20 protein-coding genes are annotated in these 22,860 nt (G+C 71.4%); 4 read left to right on the forward strand and 16 right to left on the reverse strand.

Annotated features, from left to right (window positions below; all coding sequences use genetic code 11):
* Positions 1 to 32 precede the first annotated feature (32 nt).
* The 5 genes from ACZ601_RS02045 to ACZ601_RS02065 form a co-directional block, all read right to left on the reverse strand.
* Positions 33 to 890: an amidohydrolase family protein gene (locus ACZ601_RS02045; protein ID WP_469532076.1), complete on the reverse strand. Its 858-nt coding sequence runs from the start codon at positions 888 to 890 to the stop codon at positions 33 to 35.
* A 1-nt stretch (position 891) separates the two neighbouring features.
* Positions 892 to 1,203 (reverse strand): L-rhamnose mutarotase, encoded by a 312-nt coding sequence (locus tag ACZ601_RS02050; RefSeq protein ID WP_389210258.1) that lies wholly within the window; start codon positions 1,201 to 1,203, stop codon positions 892 to 894.
* Position 1,204: 1 nt separating this feature from the next.
* Positions 1,205 to 2,188 (reverse strand): aldo/keto reductase, encoded by a 984-nt coding sequence (locus ACZ601_RS02055; protein ID WP_469532078.1) that lies wholly within the window; start codon positions 2,186 to 2,188, stop codon positions 1,205 to 1,207.
* Between the two features lie 162 nt (positions 2,189 to 2,350).
* Positions 2,351 to 3,730, reverse strand: coding sequence for a wax ester/triacylglycerol synthase family O-acyltransferase (locus ACZ601_RS02060; RefSeq protein WP_469532080.1), 1,380 nt, complete (start codon positions 3,728 to 3,730; stop codon positions 2,351 to 2,353).
* A 193-nt stretch (positions 3,731 to 3,923) separates the two neighbouring features.
* Positions 3,924 to 5,990, reverse strand: a complete 2,067-nt coding sequence (locus ACZ601_RS02065) for a SpoIIE family protein phosphatase (protein WP_469532081.1) — start codon at positions 5,988 to 5,990, stop codon at positions 3,924 to 3,926.
* A gap of 319 nt (positions 5,991 to 6,309) precedes the next feature.
* On the opposite strand from ACZ601_RS02065, the gene ACZ601_RS02070 reads away from it, so the two are divergent.
* On the forward strand, positions 6,310 to 7,677 hold the full coding sequence (locus ACZ601_RS02070; RefSeq protein WP_469532082.1) for an FAD-dependent oxidoreductase: 1,368 nt from the start codon (positions 6,310 to 6,312) through the stop codon (positions 7,675 to 7,677).
* A 78-nt stretch (positions 7,678 to 7,755) separates the two neighbouring features.
* Here ACZ601_RS02070 and ACZ601_RS02075 read toward each other — a convergent pair whose 3' ends face one another.
* The gene (locus tag ACZ601_RS02075) at positions 7,756 to 8,808 is read right to left on the reverse strand and encodes a chitinase (protein WP_469532084.1); all 1,053 of its coding nucleotides are present in this window, start codon (positions 8,806 to 8,808) and stop codon (positions 7,756 to 7,758) included.
* 188 nt (positions 8,809 to 8,996) lie between these two features.
* Positions 8,997 to 10,142, reverse strand: a complete 1,146-nt coding sequence (locus tag ACZ601_RS02080; RefSeq protein ID WP_469532086.1) for a DUF6777 domain-containing protein — start codon at positions 10,140 to 10,142, stop codon at positions 8,997 to 8,999.
* A gap of 196 nt (positions 10,143 to 10,338) precedes the next feature.
* Between ACZ601_RS02080 and ACZ601_RS02085 the strand changes: the two genes are divergently transcribed.
* Genes ACZ601_RS02085 through ACZ601_RS02095 form a run of 3 tightly spaced genes read left to right on the forward strand, consistent with a single transcriptional unit; the run spans position 10,339 to position 13,182 of the window.
* The gene (locus ACZ601_RS02085) at positions 10,339 to 11,190 is read left to right on the forward strand and encodes a YndJ family protein (RefSeq protein ID WP_469532088.1); all 852 of its coding nucleotides are present in this window, start codon (positions 10,339 to 10,341) and stop codon (positions 11,188 to 11,190) included.
* Complete coding sequence (locus ACZ601_RS02090; RefSeq protein ID WP_469532089.1) at positions 11,187 to 11,711, forward strand: DUF1990 family protein; 525 nt, start codon at positions 11,187 to 11,189, stop codon at positions 11,709 to 11,711. Before ACZ601_RS02085 ends, ACZ601_RS02090 begins: the two co-directional genes overlap by 4 nt.
* 37 nt (positions 11,712 to 11,748) lie before the next feature.
* Positions 11,749 to 13,182 (forward strand): lipase maturation factor family protein, encoded by a 1,434-nt coding sequence (locus tag ACZ601_RS02095; RefSeq protein WP_469532091.1) that lies wholly within the window; start codon positions 11,749 to 11,751, stop codon positions 13,180 to 13,182.
* On the opposite strand, the gene ACZ601_RS02100 is transcribed toward ACZ601_RS02095, so the two are convergent.
* From ACZ601_RS02100 to ACZ601_RS02140, 9 genes are all read right to left on the reverse strand, one after another.
* On the reverse strand, positions 13,160 to 15,514 hold the full coding sequence (locus tag ACZ601_RS02100) for an alpha-L-fucosidase (protein ID WP_469532093.1): 2,355 nt from the start codon (positions 15,512 to 15,514) through the stop codon (positions 13,160 to 13,162). The genes ACZ601_RS02095 and ACZ601_RS02100 overlap by 23 nt on opposite strands.
* A gap of 143 nt (positions 15,515 to 15,657) precedes the next feature.
* Positions 15,658 to 17,007 (reverse strand): ammonium transporter, encoded by a 1,350-nt coding sequence (locus ACZ601_RS02105; protein WP_469532095.1) that lies wholly within the window; start codon positions 17,005 to 17,007, stop codon positions 15,658 to 15,660.
* A 45-nt stretch (positions 17,008 to 17,052) separates the two neighbouring features.
* On the reverse strand, positions 17,053 to 18,012 hold the full coding sequence (locus tag ACZ601_RS02110) for an urease accessory protein UreD (RefSeq protein WP_469532097.1): 960 nt from the start codon (positions 18,010 to 18,012) through the stop codon (positions 17,053 to 17,055).
* 1 nt (position 18,013) lies between these two features.
* Positions 18,014 to 18,634 (reverse strand): urease accessory protein UreG, encoded by a 621-nt coding sequence (ureG, locus tag ACZ601_RS02115; protein WP_073734604.1) that lies wholly within the window; start codon positions 18,632 to 18,634, stop codon positions 18,014 to 18,016.
* Positions 18,635 to 18,663: 29 nt separating this feature from the next.
* Entirely contained in the window at positions 18,664 to 19,425 is a 762-nt protein-coding gene (locus ACZ601_RS02120; protein WP_469532099.1) for an urease accessory protein UreF, read from the reverse strand.
* Positions 19,426 to 19,430: 5 nt separating this feature from the next.
* A complete protein-coding gene (gene ureC / locus ACZ601_RS02125) occupies positions 19,431 to 21,155 on the reverse strand; it encodes an urease subunit alpha (protein WP_440574147.1) in 1,725 nt (574 codons plus the stop codon).
* Positions 21,155 to 21,661, reverse strand: coding sequence for an urease subunit beta (locus ACZ601_RS02130; RefSeq protein ID WP_469532100.1), 507 nt, complete (start codon positions 21,659 to 21,661; stop codon positions 21,155 to 21,157). The genes ureC and ACZ601_RS02130 overlap by 1 nt, the downstream gene beginning before the upstream one ends.
* Positions 21,658 to 22,518, reverse strand: coding sequence for a sirohydrochlorin chelatase (locus ACZ601_RS02135; RefSeq protein ID WP_469532101.1), 861 nt, complete (start codon positions 22,516 to 22,518; stop codon positions 21,658 to 21,660). The genes ACZ601_RS02130 and ACZ601_RS02135 overlap by 4 nt, the downstream gene beginning before the upstream one ends.
* 5 nt (positions 22,519 to 22,523) lie before the next feature.
* Positions 22,524 to 22,829, reverse strand: coding sequence for an urease subunit gamma (locus ACZ601_RS02140; protein ID WP_024492193.1), 306 nt, complete (start codon positions 22,827 to 22,829; stop codon positions 22,524 to 22,526).
* Positions 22,830 to 22,860 lie beyond the last annotated feature (31 nt).

Genomic DNA, 22,860 nt, shown 5'->3' on the forward strand with positions numbered 1-22,860 from the left:
GTCCCAGCCTGCCGCAGTCGGCGCCGGGGTGGCTACCGGAGGCCGTAGACCCGCTCGGCGGTGGTGGCGAGGACGGCGGCCCGTTCATCGGGGCCGAGGCCGCTGAGCAGGGCGTGGGCGGCCTCGACGACCTCGGTGTACGTGGCCGCGAGCCTGCACACCGGCCAGTCGGAGCCGAACATCAGCCGGGTCGGCCCGAAGGCGTCGATGACGGTGTCCGCGTACGGGCGCAGGTCCTTGACGGTCCAGTTGTGCGGATCGGCCTCCGTGACCAGTCCGGAGAGTTTGCACACGGTGTTGGGGAGGGCGGCCAGCGCCCGCACGTCGTCCGCCCAGGGGTGCGGGGAGCCGGTGGCGATGGGCGGTTTGCCCGCGTGGTCGAGGACGAAGGTGAGGCCGGGCAGCAGTTCGGCGGCCCGGACGGTGGCGGGCAGCTGGTGCGGCTGGACCACCAGGTCGTAGACGAGTCCGGCGGCGGCCACCGCCGCCAGGCCGCGCAGGACGTCGGCGCGCAGCAGCCATTCGGGGTCGGGTTCGCTCTGGACCTGGTGTCGCAGCGAGACGAGCCGGTCGCCGCCGGGCAGCGCGCGGAGGGCGGCGAGAGTGTCGGTGATGTCCGGCGCGGTGAGGTCGCTCCAGCCGACGACGCCGGCGACCAGATCGCTGCCGTCCGCGAGCGCGAGGAACTCGGGGGTCTCCTCGGGGACGGTGACGGTCTGCACGAGCACGGTGGCGGTCACGCCGTTGGCGCGGGCCTCCGGTTCCAGGTCGCTGAGGGAGAAGTCGCGGCGCAGGGGCGCGAGTTCCTCGCCGGTGATCCACTCCTGGTCGCGTACCGAGAGGTCCCAGACGTGGTGGTGGGCGTCGACGATCCGTGGGGTGGCGGTCATCTCACAGCTCCCAGGCGACGGGGAGTCCGGCTTCGGCGCCGTCCGAGGAGTAGTCGTGCGTGACGTCGAGGAGCTCGTCCATCCTGGCCTGCCAGGCGACGTTGACGGGGAGCTCCTCCAGTTCGGCGAGGAGGCGGGCGTAGTCCTCGCACTCGATGACGTGGAACAGTTCGGTGCCGCTGCGCCAGATCGTCCAGGAGGTGGCGCCGGCCGCGCGGATCGCCCGGGTCAGTTCGGCCGGGACCTCGCGGTGCGCGGCCTCGTACTGGGCTATGCGGTCCGCGCGGACCTTGGTGTGCAGGGCGACGCGCATGTCAGTTTCCGTTCTCGGGCAGCAGTCCCGCTTCGCGCAGTTCGTCCCAGAGCTCGTCGGGGACCGGCTCGCGCAGCAGGGCGGCGGCGTCGCGGACCTCGTCCGGGGAGCGGGTGCCGACGAGGACACCGGCGACGGCGGGTTGGGTGAGCGGGTAGTGCAGTGCGGCGGCGCGCAGCGGTACGCCGTGGCCCTCGGTGACGGCCTTCAGGCGCAGGGCCCGGTCCAGGAGGGTCAGGGGTGCGGCGGCGTAGTCGTATGTCGCGCCGGGGCGCGGGTCGGCGAGGAGGCCGGAGTTGAAGACCCCGCCGACGACGACGCTGCGGCCGCGAGCGGCGGCCTCCGGCAGCAGAGTGCTCAGGGCGGACTGGTCGAGGAGGGTGAGGCGGCCGGCGCAGAGCACCACGTCGGCGTCGGTGTCGCGGACGAAGCGGGTGAGCATCGCGGTCTGGTTCATGCCGGCCCCGATGGCGCCGATCAGGCCTTCCGCGCGCAGTTTCTCCAGCTCCGGGTAGGCCTCTTGGAAGGCGGCTTCCGCGTGGTCGTCCGGGTCGTGCAGGTAGGCGATGTCGATGCGGTCGAGGCCGAGCCGTTCCAGACTGTCCTCGATGCTGCGGCGGACCCCGGCGGCGCTGAAGTCCCAGCGGCGGCGGTGGGTGGCCGGGACGGCGAAGCCCTCGGAGAGCTCTTCCGACGGAGCGGATCCGCCGTCGGGCAGCGGGTCGAGCACCCGGCCGACCTTGGTGGACAGCACGTACGAGTCGCGGGGGCGGGCGCGCAGCGCCGCACCGAGCCGCCGCTCCGAGAGGCCCAGTCCGTAGTGCGGGGCGGTGTCGAAGTAGCGGACGCCCTCGTCCCAGGCGGCGTCGACGGCGGCCGCGGCCCGCGCCGGTTCGACGGCGGTGAAGAGATTGCCGATGGCGGCCGCCCCGAAGGACAGCTCGGTGACCTCTACCGCGCTGTTTCCCAGCCTGTTGCGCCGCATCGCTGTGCCGCCCTCCCCGATGATCGATCTGCCCTCTCCGCACATATTCATCGGATCACTCGACTGCGTCAACACCCCGGAGGCGATCAACTACGGCGTTTACTCGGGTATCTGTCCGATCTATAGCGCCGCACTCGGTCGGACGACCGGGCCTCCGGCCGGTCAGTGGACGGGCAGCGTCGCGAGCAGCTCAGCCACCTCTTCCTCCGCACAGCGTCCCAGCCGCTCCAGATCGGGCAGCGCCTTGCCGTCGGCCACCAGCCCGACCTGCACCCGGCCGCCGTACGTCGTGAGCGCCACGGCCAGCGACTGGCCCCGGGCCAGTGGCGCCATCGGGTACAGCGCGCGCAGCGGGCAGCCGGCGAGGGAGAGCGCGGAGCGCGGCAGCGGCACGCTGGTGACCAGGACGTCGAAGAGCATCCGGGCCGCGCCGCCGGCGAGCGGGGCGCCGAAGCGGTGGGCCAGCGAAGGAAGCTGATCGGCCAGTACGGCGACCGCGCCTGCCCCGCGCAGCGGCCCCGCGGCCTTGTTCCGGTCCATGGCGCCGCGTACCGCCCGCAGCCGCTCCCAGGGGTCGGGTTCCGAGACGGGGAGGCCGAGCAGGTACGCGGACAGCCGGTTCCCGGTGGCGGCGCCCCCCGGCCGGCGCCGGGAGACGGGGACCAGGGCGCGCGGATCGGCGCCGGGCAGCGGCTCGCCGCGCTCCAGCATCCAGCGGCGCAGCGCTCCGGCGACGACCGCGAGCAGCACGTCGTTGGACGTGCCGCCCGCGACCCGGCGGACGCGCTGCACGTCGTCGAGGTCCAGATCGGCGGTGGCGAGGCGCCGGGTACCGCTGGAGCTGGCACTGAGCGCCGTCGCCCCGCGCAGGTCGAGGCGGCTGGCCCGCACCAGGGAGGCGCCGACGCCGAACGCCCGGCCGAGGTCCTCGATCCGGCCGAGCGCGAGACCGGCGACCTGGCGTGGACCGGGCATCCAGGAGCGCGGCGGCACCGGCCTGGTCCGGCCGGCCGGTGCCCCGGCCCGGCCACGCCCCGCGACGGAGGCGATCTCGTCGAAGATCCCGGCCCCGATGGCGACCGCGCGCATCCCGTCGGCGAGCGCGTGGTGGAGCTTGACCAGGACGGCGAAGGGGCCGTCGGCGGCGCCGCCGATCACGTACATCTGCCAGGGCGGCAGCCCCCTGCGCAGCGGCTGTTCCATCAGTTCGCCGGCGAGCCGGGTGGCCGCCGCCATGAACGCGCCCTCGCCGCCGGTCTCCGTGCCGGGCAGCTCCACCCGCCTGACGTGCTGGTGGACGTCGAAGTCCTTGTCGACCGACCAGGCCGCGCCGCCGACCGGCAGCAGTACGTCGCGCACCCGCATCCGCAGCCGGGGGATCGCGGCGGCACGGGCACCGAGCAGCTCCAGCAGGGCGTCCGGGCCGGGCGAGGGGCCGCCGTCAGGGGAGAAGACGGCGAGCGCGCCGAGGTGCATGGGGTGGGCATCGGACTCAAGGTGCCAGAAGGCCAGATCGAGGGGTGCCAGTAGCTCAGTGCCCAACGGGTCCTCATGTCATCGAAGACAAACGACTGACGGAAATCACCAGATCACGACATCACCAGATCACGACATCGCGAGATCACGAGATCACAGTCAATCCCTCTCGGTCGGTTACGGTCAAGTACAGACATGTTACGTTCTGTTACTTTGCAGTAGCGTTCACTGCCTCCGCCCGCCGCGTCGATCCGGCAACTCAGTCGCGGGGCGGAATATTGAATTCGCACCAGACGCACTTGCCGGTGCCCCGGGACTCGACGCCCCAGGCGTCCGCGAGCTGGTCCACCAGCATCAGCCCCCGGCCCGACACCCCGGATTCGCCCGCGTCCCGGCGGCGCGGCAGCGCACTCGACCGGTCCTCGACATCGACCCGGAGCCGCCGCCCGGCCCCGGTGAGCACCCGGATGGTGACGATCGCTCCGCCGTCGGTGTGCATCAGCGCGTTGGTGGTCAGTTCGTCGGCGGCCAGCTCGACCTCGTCGGCCCGGTCCTTCGCGCCCCAGGCCCGCACCGCCGCACGGATCATGTGGCGCGCCGAGCTCAGCGCCTCCGGGTCGTTCTGCGCCACGTGCTGCTGGAGCCGGCCGCCGGGCTGCGGCGCGTGGGCGGCCCGGCGCCGCAGCAGCAGCACGGCGACATCGTCCTCGCCGCCGCGCTCGTCGACCCATTCGCAGAGCCGGTCGGCCAGCTCCTGGAGGTCCTGCGGACCGTTCCTGACCATGTCGGCCAGCAGCTGCGTGCCCTCGTCGAGATCGGCTCCGGGCAGCTCCACCAGCCCGTCGGTGAACAGCACCATGGTCTGGCCCGGATCCAGCTCGACCGTGCTGACCGGGTACTCCAGCCGCCCGAACATCGCGGAGAGCCCCAGCGGCAGCCCACCCTCGACGGGCACCTTGCGGCAGCTCCCGTCGGCCTCCCGGACCAGCGGGTCCACATGACCGGCCCGGACCAGCTGGACGACCCCGGTGGTCAGGTCGGCCTCGGCGTAGGTGCAGGTCGCGAAGCGGTCGGTGTCCAGCTCATGCAGGAAGACGGAGGCCCGCGCCATCACCGTCGCCGGGCTGTGGCCCTCGGCCGCGTAGGCGCGCAGCACGATGCGCAGCTGCCCCATGACGGCCGCGGCGTGGGTGTCGTGTCCCTGTACGTCACCGATGACGGCGCCCACCCTGCCGCCGGGCAGCGGGATGACGTCGTACCAGTCGCCGCCGATGTCCCGGCCCAGGCGGGCCGAGCGGTAGCGGACGGCGGTCTGCGCACCGGGCACGTCGGGAATCCGGCGCGGCAGCATGGCCTGCTGGAGCCCCTCGGCGAGGTCGTGCTCCTGCTCGTAGAGCATGGCGCGCTGCAGGCTCTGGGCGATGGAGGTGCCGAGGGCGACGAGCAGATTGCGTTCGTCGCCGGTGAAGCCGTCCTTGTCGCTGTAGAGCAGCCCGAGCGCGCCGATCGGCCGGGCCTGGGCGATCAGCGGCAGATAGGCCGCGGAGGTGATGCCGAGATGGCTGATGTGGGGCCACAGGAGCGGGTAGGAGGCCGCGAAGTCCTCGGCGGACTCGATGAAGCGGGGGGTGAGCGTGCGCACGACCTCGCTCATCGGGTACGGCTCGTCCGTCCGGGTGTAGCGGGTGCCCGGCACGAAGGAGCCCTCCGGCCCGTCCGCCACCAGATGGATGCGCCCGGCCTCTATCAGTCCCATGACCAGGCTCGTCGCGCCCAGGTGCGCGAGCCCCTGGGAGTTCTTGAGCACGTCGGTGACGTCCCGGACGGTACGGGCGTGCGCCAGCGCGGCCGTGGTGGCCTCCACCAGACTGGTCCGGCGCCTGCGCTCCCGGTCCAGCTCACGGCGGGCGGTGGAGTCGGCCAGCTCCTGGGTGGCGTCCCGGACGATGCCGATGATCCGGCGGGGCCGCCCGCTCGCGTCGCGCTGGACGAAGCCCTGGGTGTGGGTCCAGCGCAGGCTCCCGTCGCGGCGCAGGCTGCGGAAGTAGGCCCCGTAGTTGCTCCGGCCGCTCTTGAGCGCCTGCGCGACCAGCGCGTCCAGCCGGACGCCCTCGTCCGGGGGCACCCGCACGGCGAGCGACTCCGGCCGGTCGTCGTACTCGTCGGCCCGCAGGTCGAACACTTCAAGCGCGGGCTCGTCCATGTGCATGAGGCCGCTGTCGAGGTCCCAGTCGAAGCTGCCCATACGGTTCAGGGCGAGACTGAGGTCCGGGTGGGCGGGCCAGTCGTCCGGGAGTGACAGGGCACCCGCTACCCGATCATCCATACGGATCACTCTGCCACCATTTGTCCGATTCTTCGAGTGAGCTGTCCACCAGCTGAACGTGCGATGGGACACATTCCCCGGGTCGGCCCACAGGCCCGTATCCCAAGGATTCGGCGCGCGGAGCCGCGTTCGGGAGTGCCGGATACCCCCGCAGAACGCCGACCCGCCCCGAAACCGGACGCGGGCAGCGGCTAACGTGTGCGGGGGTGAACTAAGCCAAGCCTTACCAAGGCAGGTCCTGCCCGTGTTCGCCCACTGTTCGCCTGATCGTTCTTCCGTTCTCCGCCCGCTCTTCGCCCGTTCTAAGGAACAGCCCTCCATGACACGCCCCGTCCGCGTTGCCATCGTCGGAGCCGGTCCCGCCGGAATCTACGCGGCGGACGCGCTGCTCAAATCCGAGGCCGCCGCGGAGCCGGGCGTGTCCATCGACCTGTTCGAGCGGATGCCCGCCCCCTTCGGCCTGATCCGCTACGGCGTGGCACCGGACCACCCCCGGATCAAGGGCATCGTGCAGGCGCTGCACCAGGTCCTGGACAAGCCGCAGCTGCGGCTGTTCGGCAATGTCGACTACCCGAACGACATCGGCCTGGACGAGCTGCGGTCCTTCTACGACGCGGTGATCTTCTCGACCGGCGCCAACGCGGACCGGGCCCTGGACATACCGGGCAGCGAGCTGGACGGCTCGCACGGGGCGGCCGACTTCGTCTCCTGGTACGACGGCCACCCCGACGTGGCGCGCACCTGGCCGCTGGAGGCCGAGAAGGTCGCGGTCCTGGGCGTCGGCAACGTGGCCCTGGACGTGGCCCGGATGCTCGCCAAGACCGGCGACGAGCTGCTGCCGACCGAGATCCCCGCCAACGTGTACGAGGGCCTCAAGGCCAACAAGGCGCTGGAGGTCCACGTCTTCGGGCGGCGCGGTCCCGCCCAGGCCAAGTTCAGCCCGATGGAGCTGCGCGAGCTGGACCACTCGCCCAACATCGAGGTCATCGTCAACCCCGAGGACATCGACTACGACCAGGGCTCGATCGAGACCCGGCGCGGCAACAAGCAGGCCAACATGGTGGCCTCCACGCTGGAGAACTGGGCGATCCGCGACGTCGGCGACCGGCCGCACAAGCTCTTCCTGCACTTCTTCGAGTCCCCCGTCGAGATCCTCGGCGAGGACGGCCGGGTCGTCGGCCTGCGCACCGAGCGCACCGAGCTGGACGGCACCGGCAACGTACGCGGCACCGGCCGCTTCAACGACTGGGACGTGCAGAGCGTCTACCGCGCGGTCGGCTACTACTCGCAGGAGCTGCCCAAGCTCCCCTTCGACGTCGCCTCCGGCACCGTTCCGCACGCCGCCGGACGGGTGCTGGCCGGTGACGAGCCGATGGACTCGGTGTACGTCACCGGCTGGATCAAGCGGGGCCCGATCGGACTGATCGGCCACACCAAGGGTGACGCCAACGAGACCGTCGCCTGCCTGCTGGAGGACCACACCAGCGGCCGGCTGCCCGCCCCGGCGCAGCCCGAGCCCGAGGCCGTCACCGAGTTCCTGCGGGCCCGCGGCGTCCGCTACACCACCCGTGAGGGCTGGTACCGGCTGGACGCCCACGAGCGCGCCCTCGGCGCGGAGCAGGACCGCGAGCGGGTCAAGGTCGTGGAGCGCGACGCCATGCTCGACGCCTCCGAGCCCGGCAACTGACAGCACGGCCGACGGCACCGGAAGGTCTCCTCGCGGGAGATCCTTCCGGGGCCGTCGGCCGTCACGGAGCGGGGGCGGTCAGCGCCCCTGGAGTGCCTTGACGTTGTCACCGAAGGTCCAGTTCTTGGACCCGTCCCAGTTCAGCGACCAGTCCATCAGGCCCTTCAGGCCGCCCCCGTAGTGGTTCCAGGCCTGGGACACCAGCCCCGGCGCCAGGTAGCCGCCGCCCGCGCCCGGCTGGGCGGGCAGCCCCGGGACCTGCTTGTCGTAGGGCACCTTGACGGTGGTGCCCTGGATGACGAGTCCCTTGTCGAGACAGTCCGTCTGCGCGGTGAATCCCTCGACGGTGCCGGCCTCGTACGAATCGCCGGAGCAGCCGTACATGCTGCCGTTGTAGTACTGCATGTTCAGCCACCAGAGCCGGCCGTTGTCCGCGTACTTCTTCACGATGGGCAGGTACGCGCCCCAGATCGAGCCGTACGTGACACTGCCGCCGGTGACGTAGGCCGTCTCCGGGGCCATCGTCAGGCCGAAGTTCGACGGCATCTGGGCCAGCACCCCGTCGATGATGCGGATCAGGTTGGACTGCGAGGCCGACAGCTGGTTGATGTCGCCGCTGCCGCTCAGGCCGGTCTCGATGTCGATGTCGATGCCGTCGAAGTTGTACTTCTTGAGAATCGGCACCACCGTCTCGACGAAGCGGTCGGCCACCGCGCTGGAGCTGAGGTCGATCCCGGCCGCCGCGCCGCCGATGGACATCAGGGTGGTGAGCCCGGATGCCTTGGCCTGGCACATCTCGGCCGGGGTGGGGACCTTGACGGTCGAGTCCATCCCGTCCTCCCACAGGACGGTGCCGTCGGAGAGGATCACCGGAAAGGCCGCGTTGATCACGTTGTAGCCGTGCTGCGTGATGCGGCTGTCGGTGACGGGGATCCAGCCCAGCGGCGGGTGCACCCCGTTGGAGGCGCCGTCCCAGTTCTCCCAGTACCCCTGGAGCACCTTGCCCGCGGGCTTCGACTTGACGGCGCAGGTGTCGTCCTGCGCGGAGCTCGGTGTCGCCGCGACCAGCATCTGTACGACGCATGCCGCCGCGATGCCGACGCCCAGCAGACGTGATGTCCGACCGAACATGTCCGGTTCCCTTCGTGGGGTGGAGACCAGAGAAGCCGAAAATGCCATGATCCTGACAAGTCAGAGCTGGTCAGAGCTGGTCAGAGCTGGTCAGAGGTCCTGGCATCCCGGCCGCCACAACGCGGCACACGCTAAAGTGGTCCAGACCTTCCGTCAATAGGTCTGGACCAGATGCGCGAGCGCCGGGCTCACCCGGTGACGGGTCCCGCGCCCTCCCCCTCGTCGTCCGGCCAAGGCAGCCGGATCGCGGTCTGTGGCTCCTCCGTCATCGACGGCACCGGATCCCCGGGCGGCTCTTCCGGCTCCGCCGGGGTACCGGGCGGCTCCTCGGACGGGAGATCCGGGGGCTCGGTGGCGTCGTCGGAGGGCAGACCGCTCGGACAGCGCGGCACCGCCCGGCCGGCCTCCGGGGCCCCCGAGGGGCTCGCGGTCACGGCGGCCTCCTCCCCCGACGGAGTCGGGACGCCGGGAGTGGGGCAGTCCGTCGGCTCCGCGGGCGGCACCTTCGGCAGCGGTCCGGTGATGTCGGCATCCGGGGCGTACGGCGGCGGCACCCGGGGGGTGCGGTCCCGGGCACCCTCGTCCCCGGTCAGCCGCTCGATCCAGGCGTCGTTCACGACGTCGACGATCACCAGGCCGGAGACCTCGCGCTCGGCCGGCCCGACGGCGACGATGCGCGCCGGGTCGTAACCGGTCCACTCCCCCGCCCGGCCGGCCGGCACGCGCGCACGGTCCGGCGCGGTCAGCGGGTTTCCGCAGGTACACCTCACCCTCGGCAGCCCGTACCCGTCGGCCAGCACGGCGGTACCCGACTGGAGCACGGACTGGAACGTGGTCACGGACCCCCCGTCGAAGCCGTGGTTGGCGACCCGGGTGTCGGCCCGCAGCAGGACCGGGGTCAGCCCGCGCAGGAAACCGGGGATCCCGGCCGTGGAAACGCCGGCCGCGTGCGCGAACGCCGCCCCCTTGGCGCGATCGGCGGAGAGCAGCCGGATCTGCCTCCCGACATCGCAGGAGGCCACGGACCGGATGCCGCCGTAGATACCGGGGGTGGCGCCGGTGATCTCGTGGACAGCGCCGCCACCGGAGCCGGGGGACTTCTGCGGGGCGGTGCGTGAGGGCGTCGGCGCCGCACCGGACGGCCGGGCCGTCGACGCGGTGAAGGGGTGCGGCCCCCGCGACGCGGCCGGCTGGAGCAGGACCTCCTGGACGTCGGCCGTCCCCTTGGTGCCGTTGCTGCTGCCATGGGTGGCCTGTGCGCAGCCCGCCGCGAGGAGTATCCCGGCGGACAGTGCGGCGCCCGCGGCGCGGCGCAGGCGTATGGGTGAGCGCACGAAGAGGCCTCCTGCCGGTTCACCGGTCCCGAGTGGTCCCCTCATGTCTGCCGCAGTTGACCCCGCCCCGCAAGCCGGGGGCGGACCACGGGCGCGACAGCGGGACGATGCCGGAACCATCCGCTTGAACACGTTCAAGAAAGTCTCTAGAGTCGGCACAGGCAAACAGTTGAACGTGTTCAACGGGGGGTGGGTCATGTCTGTTCTGGTCGGCCTGATCGTGATGCTCGGCATGCTGGTGATCGTGCCGGCCGGGCTGCGGCTGGCGGACGTGCCGGAGCTCGACCGGATCCGGCGGCTGTGGCCGGCCTTCGCCGTGCCCGGAGCCGTCTCCCTCTGGCTGCCGCGCGGCCCCGCCGCCACGGCCCTCGCGCTCTGCTACGCGATCGGGGCCGTGCTCCTCGCACTGCACACCCCGCCCCGGCTCGTCCGCCGCTCCGCACCGATCCGTACCCCGCGTACGGCACCGGCCGAGATCGCGCTGCTCACCGCCCTCGTGACGCCCGCGATCGCCGCCACCGCGCTGGTCGCGGAGCGCTCCGGCAGTCCGCTGTTCGGATTCGGCCCCGGCATCCTGGCGCTGACCGTGCCGCACTTCCACTTCGCCGGGTTCGCCGCCGCGCTGGTCTCCGGACTGCTCTGCCGGCTCGTGGACAGCCCGGCGGGCCGGTTCGCGGCGATCAGCGTGCCGCTGGGCACCCTGCTCGTCCTGATCGGCTACTTCGTCGGGGAGTGGGCCGAACTCACCGGCGCGGTCGTGCTGACGGCGGGGATGTGGACCACCGCCCTGCTGACCTGGCGACGGCTGCGCACCGGCCGCGACCGGGCCACCCGGCTGCTGCTCGGCACCTCGGCCGGCGTGCTCGCGGTGACCATGGCGCTCGCGCTCAGCTGGGCCCTGGGCGAGGCCACCGGACTGCCCCACCCCACCCTGACCTGGATGGCCGCCACCCACGGCGTCGGCAACGCGCTGGGCTTCGCGCTCTGCTCGGTGCTCGCCTGGAAGCGGCTCCGTGACCGCACCGACCACGAAGGACGCATCGCATGAGCACCCTGACCTACTCCGAGGCGGGCGCCACCCGTCTCGGCCCGCTCCCCGACGGCTACCACCACCTCCACCACCGGAACCGGGTCGGCCACGGCCGCGCGGACTTCGAGGCCGCCGGAGCCGCCGTCACCGAGTTCCGTATGCACCGGGCCTCCGGCGCCGGGGTCGAGGCCTCGGCGCCACGCGCCGAGCCCGGTGGGGCCGTTCGGGTGTCCCTCGGGGTCGGCCCGGTCCGGTTCTCCGCGCCCTGCCGGGTCGTCTGGACCGAGTACGGACCTCAGCGCATCGGATTCGCCTACGGGACGCTGGCCCGGCACCCCGAGTGCGGTGAGGAGTCCTTTGTGGTCGACCTGGCCGACGACGGAACGGTGTCGTTCACCGTCATGGCGTTCAGCCGCCCGGCCCGCTGGTACGCCCGGCTCGCCGGTCCGCTCGTACCGGTGGCGCAGCGCTGGTACGCGCGCAGGCTCGGCCGCACCCTGCGCCGGATCGTCACGCGGGCGCGCCGACAGCCGAACTGACGCGCCGGAAGGCGCGACGGGCCCGATACTGGGGGCGATGGAGTGGTTCACCGCAGACGGGTACTGGCTCAGCCGGCTGATCTTCCAGCGGGCGCTCGCCGTCATCTATCTGACCGCCTTCCTCACCGCCGCGCTCCAGTTCCGGGCGCTGACCGGTGAACGCGGCATGCTGCCCGTCCCCGCGCTGCTGCGGCGCACCGACTGGCGCACCGCCCCCGGGCTCTTCCGGCTCCACTACTCGGACCGGTTCTTCGCGCTGGTGGCCTGGACCGGCTGCGCGCTCTCCGTCGCCCTGATCGCGGGCGTGGAGGCCCGGCTGCCGCTCTGGGCGGCGATGCTGCTGTGGGCCCTGCCCTGGGCGCTGTACCTGTCGATCGTCCAGGTCGGGGACGTCTGGTACGGCTTCGGCTGGGAGTCGCTGCTGCTGGAGACCGGATTCCTCGCCGTCTTCCTCGGCAACGGGCCCACCGCGCCGCCGGTGCTGGTGCTGTGGCTGCTGCGCTGGGTGCTGTTCCGGGTCGAGTTCGGAGCCGGGATGATCAAGATCCGCGGCGACGCGTGCTGGCGCGGGCTGACGTGCCTGTACTTCCACCACGAGACCCAGCCGATGCCCGGACCGCTGAGCTGGTTCTTCCATCATCTGCCCCGGTCGCTGCACCGGGCAGAGGTGGCGGCCAACCATGTGACCCAACTGCTGGTCCCGGTACTGCTCTTCACTCCACAGCCGGTGGCGAGCGCGGCGGCGGGGCTGATGGTCCTCACCCAGCTGTGGCTGGTGCTCTCCGGGAACTTCGCGTGGCTCAACTGGCTGACGATCGTGCTCGCCCTGTCGGCCGTCGACTGGTCCCCGCTGGTTGAGCCGCCCGCGCAGTCCGCCGCGCCCCTCTGGTACGAGGTGGTGGTCATCGCCGTCACCGCCCTGGTGCTGTTCCTCAGCTACCGCCCGGCCCGCAATCTGGTCTCGCGCCGCCAGGTGATGAACCGCTCCTTCGACCCGCTGCACCTGGTCAACACCTACGGCGCCTTCGGCAGCATCAGCCGGGTCCGGCTGGAGGTGGTGGTGGAGGGGACGGACGAGCGGACCGTGGGGCCGGACGCGGTCTGGCGGGAGTACGGATTCCGGGGGAAGCCCGGCGATCCTCGGCGGCTGCCGCGCCAGTTCGCCCCGTACCACCTGCGGCTCGACTGGATGATGTGGTTCGCCGCGCTCTCGCCCGCCTATGCCCGCCCCTGGTTCGGGCCGTTCGTCCAGCGGCTGCTGGAGAACGACCGGGACACGCTGCGGCTGCTGCGGCACAACCCGTTCCCGGACGCGCCGCCGGAGCACGTCCGCGCCAGGGTGTACCGCTACCGGTACACCACCTGGCGCGAACTGCGGGACACCGGGCACTGGTGGCACCGCACCTATGTGCGGGAGTTCATGCGCCCGGTGCCGCGCCCGGGACCGGTCAGCCCTTCCAGTCGATCTTGAACACCCAGGCGTGCTCGCCGGTCCTGCGGGACGCCGCCGGTACGTCGATCACCAGCGAGTCACCGGCGGTGCGCCAGCTCAGCGGCCGGCCGTACCCGAGCAGCGTGATCCGGTCGCCGCCGCGCACCGGCACCGGCGCCTGGACCGTCAGGGTCGCGCCGGGCCGGACCAGCGAGTGGATGTAGAACGCCCGGTCCGGCCGGACGGTGAACCGCAGGTCCTCGCCCAGCTGCGGCATCCGCGACCAGTACGTGGTGTCGTAGATCGCCTCTCCGTTGGTCTTGAGCCACCGCCCCGTCTCGCGCAGCCTGCGCTGCATGATGTCGGGGATGGTGCCGTCGGCCTTCGGCCCGATGTCGAGCAGGAAGTTGCCGTTCTTGGAGACGATGTCGACGAGCGAGTGCACGATCTCCTGAGCCGTCATGTACTTCTCGTCCGGGGTCTGCGCGTTGTAGCCGTAGCTGTACGGGTCGAGGCCCCGGCTGGACTCCCACTTGGCGGTGACGATCTGGTCGTACGTCGTGTACTCGGGTGTGGTGAAGTCGTGCGAACCGATTCCGGAGCGGTCGTTGACGGTCACGTCGATCGGCCGGGCCCGGTTCTTGGCGTGGTTGAAGTACTCGGCGAGCACCCGGTGGCTGTCGTTGTCGCCGCCGATGTCGCACCAGATGATCTCGGGGTCGTATCCCTCGATCAGCTCCAGCATCTGCGGGCCCTGGAACTCGGTGACGTAGTCCTTGCCCGCCGTGTGGCCGGTGTACGGGACGGGCTCCAGGGTGTACGGATTGCGCGGGGCGTGGCCCTGCCACGGGTGGTCCGGGTTGAACCACTCGGGCATGGAGAAGTACAGCCCCCGGTGCAGTTCGGGGGCGTAGCGCCGTGAGGCGTCGAAGAGTTCCCTGACGACATCGCGTTTGGGGCCCATCTTCACCGAGTTCCGGTCGGAGAGCTTGGTGTCCCAGAGCGCGAAGCCCTCATGGTGTTTCGAGGTGAGGACGTGGTACTGGGCGCCGGCGTCCCGGAACAGTTCCACCCAGGCGCGTGGGTCGAAGTGTTCGGCGCGGAACTGCGGGATGAAGTCGTCGTAGGCGAAGGACTCACCGTAGGTGTCGCGGTGGTGGGCGTAGGTGGGGTTGCCCGGGTCCTGCATCTGACTCCAGTACCACTCGGCGTACTGCGTGCCGACCGGTGCCCAGGCCGGGACGGAGTAGACGCCCCAGTGGATGAAGATCCCGAACTTCGCGTCCTGGTACCAGTACGGCGCCTGGTGGGTGGAGAGGGAGGCGTCCGTGGGCGTGTAGTCGGGGACGCCGAGGGTGAGCGAGCGCCGGACCGTCGCCGCCTGCTGTCCCCGGCCGCGGGCGACGACGCTGCCGTCCCGGGCGGTCCCGGCGGCGGTGCCCGGTCTGTTGCGGATGCCGATGCGGACGCGGGCCTGGTCACCGGGGGCGAGCCGGGTGATGCGGGCGGGCGCGACGGTGCGCGCCCCGGGTACGTCGACCGAGAGGCTGAGCCCGTCGGCGGCGAGGATGCCCACGGTGCCCGCGTTGACGACGGTGGCCTCGACGCTCTGGGCACCGTTGTCGAGCAGTGAGGTGGTGGAGTGCGCCTCCCGTACGGCCAGCGCCCGTCCCTCTGCGGCCGGCTGGAGGGAGAGCGCGAAGATGTGCAGGGCGGACTTGTTCTCCTGCGCTGGCTGGGTGGTGGGGAGCGTCAGCGCGACGGCCTGCCTCGCCGGGTCGAGCGGGATCTCGGACACGGCGATGGAGACCGGGTGCGGGTCCTTCGTGCCGTCGGGGGCGTAGCGGTAGGCGGAGGTCAGGTCGCCGTTGCCGGCGTACCAGTCGGGTCCGGCGAGGGCCGGTTCGGAGGTGGTGCCGTCGGCGTAGTGCACCGTCGCCCTCCCGGAGGCGGCTCCGTAGCTGCACGCGGTGAGGAAGAGGCCGGACAGGTAGCGGCCTGGCGGGAGGTCGACGCGCTGGCCGAGGGCGACGATGTTGTTCTGGGCTCCGGCCCCGGCGGCCGGGAAGCGGAAGAGGGTTCCGGCTATCTCCCGCTCTCCTGCCGGGAGTTCCTCGCCGGGGAAGGTGTAGCCGGAGCCGTCGAAGCTGCCGCCCCGGTCCTGGGCGGTGTCGATGCCGTCGTTGTCGAACCAGTCGTCGAGGGGGACGGGGACGGCCGGGGGCACCGTCCCCCAGTCACCGCCGTGCCGGGTCTCGGGCGCGGTCCCGGTTCGCGGGGCCGCTTCGGCGGTGGCTGGGGTGAGCAGGGCGGCGCCGACTGCCGCCCCTGCCGTCATTCCGAGTACGTGGCGCCTGGGAAGTTCGGTCATGACGTCCGATGATTGGAGCAGGACGTGAACCTGTCAATGCAATCTTCCAGACAGAACGAAACTTCTCTCCCGCATCCATCGGATGACTTGAGGGACGAAGCGGGGCGGGCCGGGCATCCGGAGTCCGCCTCGCCAGCCGTTGGCTACTTCTCCTGCCGGCGGGCCCGCAGCAGGGTGCTGATCTGCTTGACGAGTTCCTCGTCGCTGGTCACCGGCTTGCTGGAGACCAGCGCGCCGAGGCGCTCCGCGGTCTGGAAGTCGTACGCCCGCTCCTGCTCCTCACCGGGAACCCGGCCGTACTCCTCCTTGGCGCGGAAACCGACGGTCAGATCCACTGCCTTGGCGATGAGCCAGGTCAGGATGAAGGAGAAGGCGATCACGGCGGCGATCGCGACGAGCTGCTTGCCCAGCAGCCCCCAGCCGCCGCCGTAGAAGAGCCCCTTCTTTCCGCTGATGCGCGCGGTGGCGAACAGGCCGACCATGATCAGGCCGATCAGACCGCCGACCCCGTGCACACCCACCACGTCGAGCGTGTCGTCCACGTTGAAGCGGAACTTCAGGGTGATCGCGAACGCGCAGACCGCGCCGACCACGAGGCCGGTGATGACCGCGCCCAGCGTGTTGATCTCACCGCAGGCCGGGGTGATGGCGACCATGCCCGCGACGGCGGAGGAGACGACCCCCATCGTGGTGACCCGGCCGGTGCGCCACTTCTCCACCAGCGGCCATGTGACCATCGCTCCCGCCGCCCCGAGCTGGGTGTTGATGAAAGCCGCGGCCGCGGTGCCCTGGTCGGTCAGCGCCGAGCCGGAGTTGAAGCCGAACCAGCCGAACCACAGGAGGCCGACCCCGATGACCACAAGCGGAATGTTGTTGGGGCGCTCCTCGCGGCGGGCGAAATCGCGCGGCGCCCGCAGGACGAGCGCGACGGCCAGGCCCGCCACACCGGAGTTGAGTTCCACCGGCAGGCCGCCGGCGAAGTCGAGGGCGCCGAGGTGCCTGACGATCCAGCCGTCCGTGTCGAACACCCAGTGCGCGATGGGGATGTAGACGATGAGCAGCCACAGCACGACGAAGACCAGCCAGCCCCGCATCGTGGCGCGGTCCGCGATCGAACCGCTGATCAGCGCCACCGTGATGATGGCGAAGCCCATCTGGAAGGTGCTGTAGACGTAGGTGGGGATCGCCCCGGTCAGCGTCGTCAGTTCGATGTCGTGCATGAACACGTGGTCGAGGTTGCCGATGACTCCGGCACCGCCCACATCGGGACCGAAGGCGAGGGTGTACCCGATGACCCACCAGACGAGGGTGCCGAACGCGAGCGCGGCGAAGCTCATCTTGATCATCACCAGCACGTGCTTGGTGCGCACCATGCCGCCGTAGAAGAACGCGAGACCGGGCGTCATCAGCAGCACCATGGCGGTGGAGGCCAGCAGCCAGGCGGTGTCACCGGAGTCGTACGCGGGTGGCATCGGCGCGGGAGCGGTGTTCATCGGCGGGTACCTCGGGTTTCTCGCGGTTCTCGTGGGGCGGAGAGGCTACGGTTTGCGCAGGTCCGGGACCGGATGGCCGGTGAGCAGCCGGCGCACGGACCGCCAGGCGGCCTGATGCGCGGCGGCGACCCGGATCGGGCTGTCGTCCAGCAGCCGCACCCAGGCGCCGCACTCCCGGGGCAGGACGCTCACCCCGTACAGGACGCCGAGCGGTGCCAGCGCCCCGTGCAGGGCGTCGGCCACTTCGGCGGCGGGGGCGCGGTCGGTCACCACGAAGAGCGAGGCGACATGGTCGTGGCCGGCGAACACCCCGGGGCCGAGGACCCCCGCGCCGTCCGGACCGGGAGCCAGGCGCAGCATGTCGAGGGCGAGCAGGGTGCCGTCGGGCCTGCTGACGCGCAGGTCGGTGGCGAGCACCCGGTAGGCGTGGCGTTCCCCTCGGGCGAGCCGTCCGGCGGTGAGGGTGTCGCCCACGACGACGGTGGCGCCGCTCGCCACCGTGACCTCGGTGCGCTGGTAGAAACGCGCGTCCTTGAACGGGATCAGCGGGTCCGGCAGGTATTCGACGTAGCTCCCGGCCTCCGCCGTCAGGTGCACCCGCTGGCTGGCGTAGTCGTGCTCCATCCGGAAGACCTTGGTGGCGGCCTGGGTGGTCAGATGGACCTGGGTGTCCGGGCCGCAGCGGAAGTCCATCCGGTAGCGGTCGGCCTGGGCGTAACCGCCGCCGGTCGCCATCAGGTAGACGTAGCTCATGCCGGGCAGCGCGGGGTCGATCCACAGCGGCCGCATGATCTGGAGCGGTGTCTTCTGGTAGCGCTCGACGAGTTCGGTGCGCCCGCCCCGCACGGCGAAGGCCAGGTCGAGGATGCCGACCTTGGCCGGGGACCCGGGCGCGAGCGTGTCGGGCACGGACGCCAGGGCCGCCACGTCCGGCGGGATCCGGACCGCGGCGTAGTACTCCTCGGCCAGCCGGTCGGCCGGTGGCCGGTGCGGGGCGAGCGTCATCTCAGATCAGCACCTTGCGGCGCGATTCGAGGTAGACCGCGATGTCGTCGATGCCGACGCCGGTCAGGCAGTCGGTGAGGACGACGGGGCGGTTGTCCCGGACCCGGTGGGCGTCGGACTCCATGACATTGATGTCCGTGCGCACGTACTGGGCGATGTCGATCTTGTTGATGACGAGCAGATCGCACTCGGTGATGCCGGGGCCGCGCTTACGGGGCATCTTCTCGCCCTCCGCGGTGTCCAGCACGAAGAGGAAGAGGTCCACGAGGGCCGGGCTGAAGGTCAGTGTGAGGTTGTCGCCGCCGGACTCGTAGAGCAGTGTGTCGGTGTCGGGGAAGCGCTCCAGCATCTCGGCGCCGGCCGCCAGGTTCATCGTGGGGTCGTCGCGTACGGCGGTGTGCGGGCAGGCGCCGGTCTCGACGCCGACGACCCGTTCCGGCTCCAGCACACCGGCCAGGGTGCGCCGGACGTGCTGGGCGTCCTCCTGGGTGTAGATGTCGTTGGTGATGACGGCGGGGCGGTGGCCGCGCTCGATCAGCATCGGCACCAGCGCCTCGATGAGCGCCGTCTTGCCGGAGCCGACCGGTCCGCCGATGCCGACCCGCAGTACGTTGTCGTCCATGGTGCTCCCTGTGTGTGACGGGGTTGGTTTCAGCTGGCGAAGAGCCGGGCCTCGGCGCGCTCATGACGGCCCGACATGATGTCCGAGGCGAAGACGGTGGCCCCGACGTCATCGAGTTCGCGCCGCAGCGCCGCCTCGACGGCTTCCTCGATGAGGGGCGCGGCGCCCCGCAGGAGCGTCTGCGCCGAGCGGTGGTCGGTCAGCCTGAGGCGCAGTGCCGCGCCCGCGAAGCTGACGCAGAAGGCGAAGAGGTCGCAGGCGACGGCCTGCCGGACCGGGACCCCGGTCGCCGCGTAGATGACGCCCGCGGCGACCGCCTGGGTGCCGGGGGCCTCCCGGCGCACCACACGGCCGAAGTAGTCGGAGATCTCCGGGTGGTCGAAGACCTCCTGCCCGAGGTCGAGCAGCTGGCGTCCGGTCCGGGTGGCGGCCTGGCGCATCTCGCGGCCCAGCTTGGTCGCGAAGAGGTGCTCGTCGATCCGGACCACGGCCGCCGGTTCGCCCGCCGCCGTCGCGCGGTGGGCGAGGGCGAGCGCCGTGGCGTCGGCGGGGCCGACACCGTGCAGCAGCAGGTCGTGGAGCAGGCGCGGCACGGTGGCGGCGTCGACGGCCCCGGCCTGGGCGAAGCCCTCCAGGCTGTGCGACAGCGTGTAGAAGCCGCTCGGGAACGCCGAGTCGGTCAGCTGGAGGCTGACCAGCAGCCGCCCGAGGCCGGTGGCGCCCGTGGTCACTGCGGGCGGGGGCATGGCGGGCGGGGGTTCGCCCAGGCTGTCGCCCTCGTTGCGGTACATCGGCCCTAGACCAGGAAGTACAGGTGGTTGAGGGGCAGCGTCTCGGCCGGGTCGATGGTGGCGACCTTGCCGTTGAGCGTGACCTTGAACGTCTCCGGGTCGACCTGGATGTCCGGCAGCGCGTCGTTGCGGACCATGTTGTGCTTGCCGATGGTGCGGGTGCGCCGGACCGGCAGGACCTTGCGTTCCAGGCCGAGTTCGGCGGGGACACCGGCGGCGATGCCTGCCTGGGACATGAAGGTGACGTGCGTCGACGGGAGCGCCTTGCCGTACTGGCCGAACATCGGCCGGTAGATGACCGGCTGCGGGGTGGGCAGCGAGGCGTTGGGGTCACCCATCTGGGCCCAGGAGACGATGCCGCCCTTGATCACCATCTTCGGCTTGGCCGCGAAGGAGTGGATGGGCCACAGCACGATGTCGGCGAGCTTGCCCTTCTCGATCGATCCGACGTGCTCGGCGATGCCCGAGGCGATGGCCGGGTTGATGGTGATCTTGGCGAGGTAGCGAAGCACCCGCTGGTTGTCGTTGCGCGCCGAGTCGCCCTCCATCCTGCCGAGCTTGTCCTTGCAGTGGTGCGCGGTCTGGAAGGCCCGGGTGACCGACTCCCCGACCCGGCCCATGGCCTGGGAGTCGGAGGAGAACATGCTGATCACGCCGAGGTCGTGCAGCACGGACTCGGCGGCGATCGTCTCGGCCCGCACCCGGCTGTCCGCGAAGGACACGTCCTCCGGGATGTCGTGGCTGAGGTGGTGGCAGACCATGACCATGTCCAGGAGCTCGTCCACCGAGTTCTTGGTGTAGGGCAGGGTCGGGTTGGTGGAGGACGGCAGGATGTTCGGCTCGCCCGCGACCCGCATGATGTCGGGGGCGTGGCCGCCACCCGCGCCCTCGCTGTGGAAGGTGTGGATGGCCCGGCCGTCGATCGCGGAGCGGGTGTCCTCGAAGAAGCCGCTCTCGTTCAGGCTGTCGGTGTGGATGGAGACCTGGACGTCGTACGCGTCCGCGACGTTCAGTGCGTTGTCGATGACGGCCGGGGTGGCGCCCCAGTCCTCGTGCACCTTGAGGCCGCAGGCACCCGCCACGATCTGCTCGTTGAGCGCTTCCGGCAGGCTGCCGTTGCCCTTGCCCATGATGCCGAGGTTGACCGGGAAACCCTCGGCGGCCTGGAGGAACCTGGCGATGTTGAACGGGCCGGGGGTGCAGGTGGTGCCGTTGGTGCCGTCCGTCGGTCCGGTGCCGCCACCGATGAGGGTGGTGATGCCGTTGGTGAGCGCCTGTTCGGCCTGTTGCGGGGCGATCAGGTGGACGTGGGTGTCGATGGCGCCCGCGGTGGCGATGAGGTGCTCCCCCGCGATGGCCTCTGTGCCCGCGCCGATGACCAGGTTCGGATCGACGTTGTTCTGGGTCTGCGGATTGCCGGACTTGCCGATGCCGACGATGAAGCCGTCCTTGATGCCGATGTCGCACTTGACCACGCCGACCATCGGGTCGATGACCACGACGTTGGTGATGACGGTGTCGAGTGCGCCCTGGGCGGCGGTGATCTGCGGGTCGGAGGCCATACCGTCCCGCATGGTCTTGCCGCCGCCGTAGAGGACCTCGTCGCCGTACTGGCCCTCGCTGTAGTCCTTCTCGACCTCGACGACGAGGTTGGTGTCGGCCAGGTGGAAGCGGTCCCCGACCGTCGGGCCGAACATGTCGGTGTACTGCTTGCGCGGCAGGATGGGCATCAGCGCGAACCCTTCTTCTTTTCCTTGGCCGCCTTGGCGGGCTTGGCTGCGGGTTTGGCTGTGGGCTTGGCTGCAGGCTTGGCGGCCCGCTTCGGGGCGGGCCGGCCGGCCCCGGTGCTCCTGGCGGCGGTGCTCCGCGCGCCCTGGAAGCCCTGCTCGATGGCCTTGCGGACGGCTTCGACCCGGGCGGGGTGGGAGGCGAGGCTGCCGTTGAGCAGCCCGCTGAAGCCGATCAGCCGGCCGGTCCCCCCGTACGCGCACAGCTCGACCTCGCGCGAGCCGCCGGGCTCGAACCGCACCGAGGTGCCGGCGGGGATGTTGAGGTGCATGCCGAGTGTCTCCTCGCGGTCGAACGACAGCGCCGAGTTGACCTCGAAGAAGTGGTAGTGCGAGCCGATCTGCACCGCACGGTCACCGGTGTTGCTCACGGTGACCTTCAACGTGCGGCGGCCCGCGTTGATCTCGATGGGGTCCTTGCCGTAGAGGTACTTCTGACGGAACGTCACGCGATGCTCCTGATGACTTGGCCCGCTCCATCGGCGGACGGGTGCTGATGCGGGTGCGGATGGCCAGGGCCGCCGTGATGGTGGTGACCATGGCCGTGGTCGTGGTCGTGTCCCCCGCCCGGTGGGTGGGTGTGGGAGTGGCCGTGGTTCTCTGCCGCGCTCAGCCCGGCCGCGATGCCGTCGTCGCCGCTTTCGCGCAGGCGCCGCCGGGCGTCGGCCACCCGCTCGGCCAGTACCCGTCGCAGCGCGGACGCGGACACGAGGGGGCCGGCGCGGTCCACCGCCGGCCCGGCCGGTCCGGCGGGCTCCGGCACCTCCGGCGGCGCGAACCCGGCCGGAAGCAGCGTCACCCGCTGCGCGCCGAGCAGCCGGCAGCGCCGGACGCCCTCGGCCGGGTCCGGGTCCCCGCCCGTGAACGCCACCTCGACCAGGGCGTGCCGCCCGTAGCGGCGTACGAGTGCGGCGATCCGGTACAGCTCCGCGTCCTCGAACGGGTCGCCGGACGTGGCCGTGACCAGCAGGGCGGAGTCCTCCGGTACTCGTCCCGCCGCAGCGCGCAGCCAGCCGACGAGGTGCTGTGCGGTTCCGAACGGCTCGGTGAGCACGGTGGCCGCCCGGTCGCCGCCGGCAAGGGCTCGCAGGGTCCGGGCGGTGTCCGCGACGAGTCCGGGGTCCCGGCCGAGCGTCATCGGGACGACCGCGGTCTCCTCACCCCGGCGCCGGTGCGCGGAGATGCTCCGGAACAGCTCGCGCCCGCTCGGCACGACGCTCACCCCGGGGCCCAGGAGTCGCTCCAGCGGACGCCCGTAACCGGCTTCGTGGCCGCACACGGCGATGACGGCGCAGCGCTCGGCCACCGGGGTCAGCCCCCGATCGGGTCGTGGCAGGACACCAGCTTCGTACCGTCCACGAAGGACGCCTCGACCTGGAGCAGGCCGAGCATCTCCCGTACGCCGGGCATGGTGTCCGGCTCGCCCACGACATGGCGGCCCAGCTCCATGCAGTCCGCGACGCTCCTGCCGTCGCGCGCGGCTTCGAGGATCGCCTCGGTGATCAGCGCGACGGACTCGCTGTAGTTGAGCTTGAGGCCGCGTTCCTGGCGTTTGCGGGCCAGGTCGGCCACCACGTACACCAGCAGCTTGTCGATCTCGCGAGGGGCGAGGTTCATCGTCGGTACCTTCCTCGGGTTGTACGGGCTG

The organism is Streptomyces sp. NPDC104307 (genome assembly GCF_055584045.1).

Coding starts and splice junctions, on each gene's coding strand:
- ACZ601_RS02045 (WP_469532076.1), bottom strand. CDS start 890: ATGACCGCCACCCCACGGATCGTCGACGCCCACCACCACGTCTGGGAC.
- ACZ601_RS02050 (WP_389210258.1), bottom strand. CDS start 1,203: ATGCGCGTCGCCCTGCACACCAAGGTCCGCGCGGACCGCATAGCCCAG.
- ACZ601_RS02055 (WP_469532078.1), bottom strand. CDS start 2,188: ATGCGGCGCAACAGGCTGGGAAACAGCGCGGTAGAGGTCACCGAGCTG.
- ACZ601_RS02065 (WP_469532081.1), bottom strand. CDS start 5,990: ATGGATGATCGGGTAGCGGGTGCCCTGTCACTCCCGGACGACTGGCCC.
- ACZ601_RS02070 (WP_469532082.1), top strand. CDS start 6,310: ATGACACGCCCCGTCCGCGTTGCCATCGTCGGAGCCGGTCCCGCCGGA.
- ACZ601_RS02075 (WP_469532084.1), bottom strand. CDS start 8,808: ATGTTCGGTCGGACATCACGTCTGCTGGGCGTCGGCATCGCGGCGGCA.
- ACZ601_RS02085 (WP_469532088.1), top strand. CDS start 10,339: ATGTCTGTTCTGGTCGGCCTGATCGTGATGCTCGGCATGCTGGTGATC.
- ACZ601_RS02090 (WP_469532089.1), top strand. CDS start 11,187: ATGAGCACCCTGACCTACTCCGAGGCGGGCGCCACCCGTCTCGGCCCG.
- ACZ601_RS02095 (WP_469532091.1), top strand. CDS start 11,749: ATGGAGTGGTTCACCGCAGACGGGTACTGGCTCAGCCGGCTGATCTTC.
- ACZ601_RS02100 (WP_469532093.1), bottom strand. CDS start 15,514: ATGACCGAACTTCCCAGGCGCCACGTACTCGGAATGACGGCAGGGGCG.
- ACZ601_RS02105 (WP_469532095.1), bottom strand. CDS start 17,007: ATGAACACCGCTCCCGCGCCGATGCCACCCGCGTACGACTCCGGTGAC.
- ACZ601_RS02110 (WP_469532097.1), bottom strand. CDS start 18,012: ATGACGCTCGCCCCGCACCGGCCACCGGCCGACCGGCTGGCCGAGGAG.
- ureG (WP_073734604.1), bottom strand. CDS start 18,634: ATGGACGACAACGTACTGCGGGTCGGCATCGGCGGACCGGTCGGCTCC.
- ACZ601_RS02120 (WP_469532099.1), bottom strand. CDS start 19,425: ATGTACCGCAACGAGGGCGACAGCCTGGGCGAACCCCCGCCCGCCATG.
- ureC (WP_440574147.1), bottom strand. CDS start 21,155: ATGCCCATCCTGCCGCGCAAGCAGTACACCGACATGTTCGGCCCGACG.
- ACZ601_RS02140 (WP_024492193.1), bottom strand. CDS start 22,829: ATGAACCTCGCCCCTCGCGAGATCGACAAGCTGCTGGTGTACGTGGTG.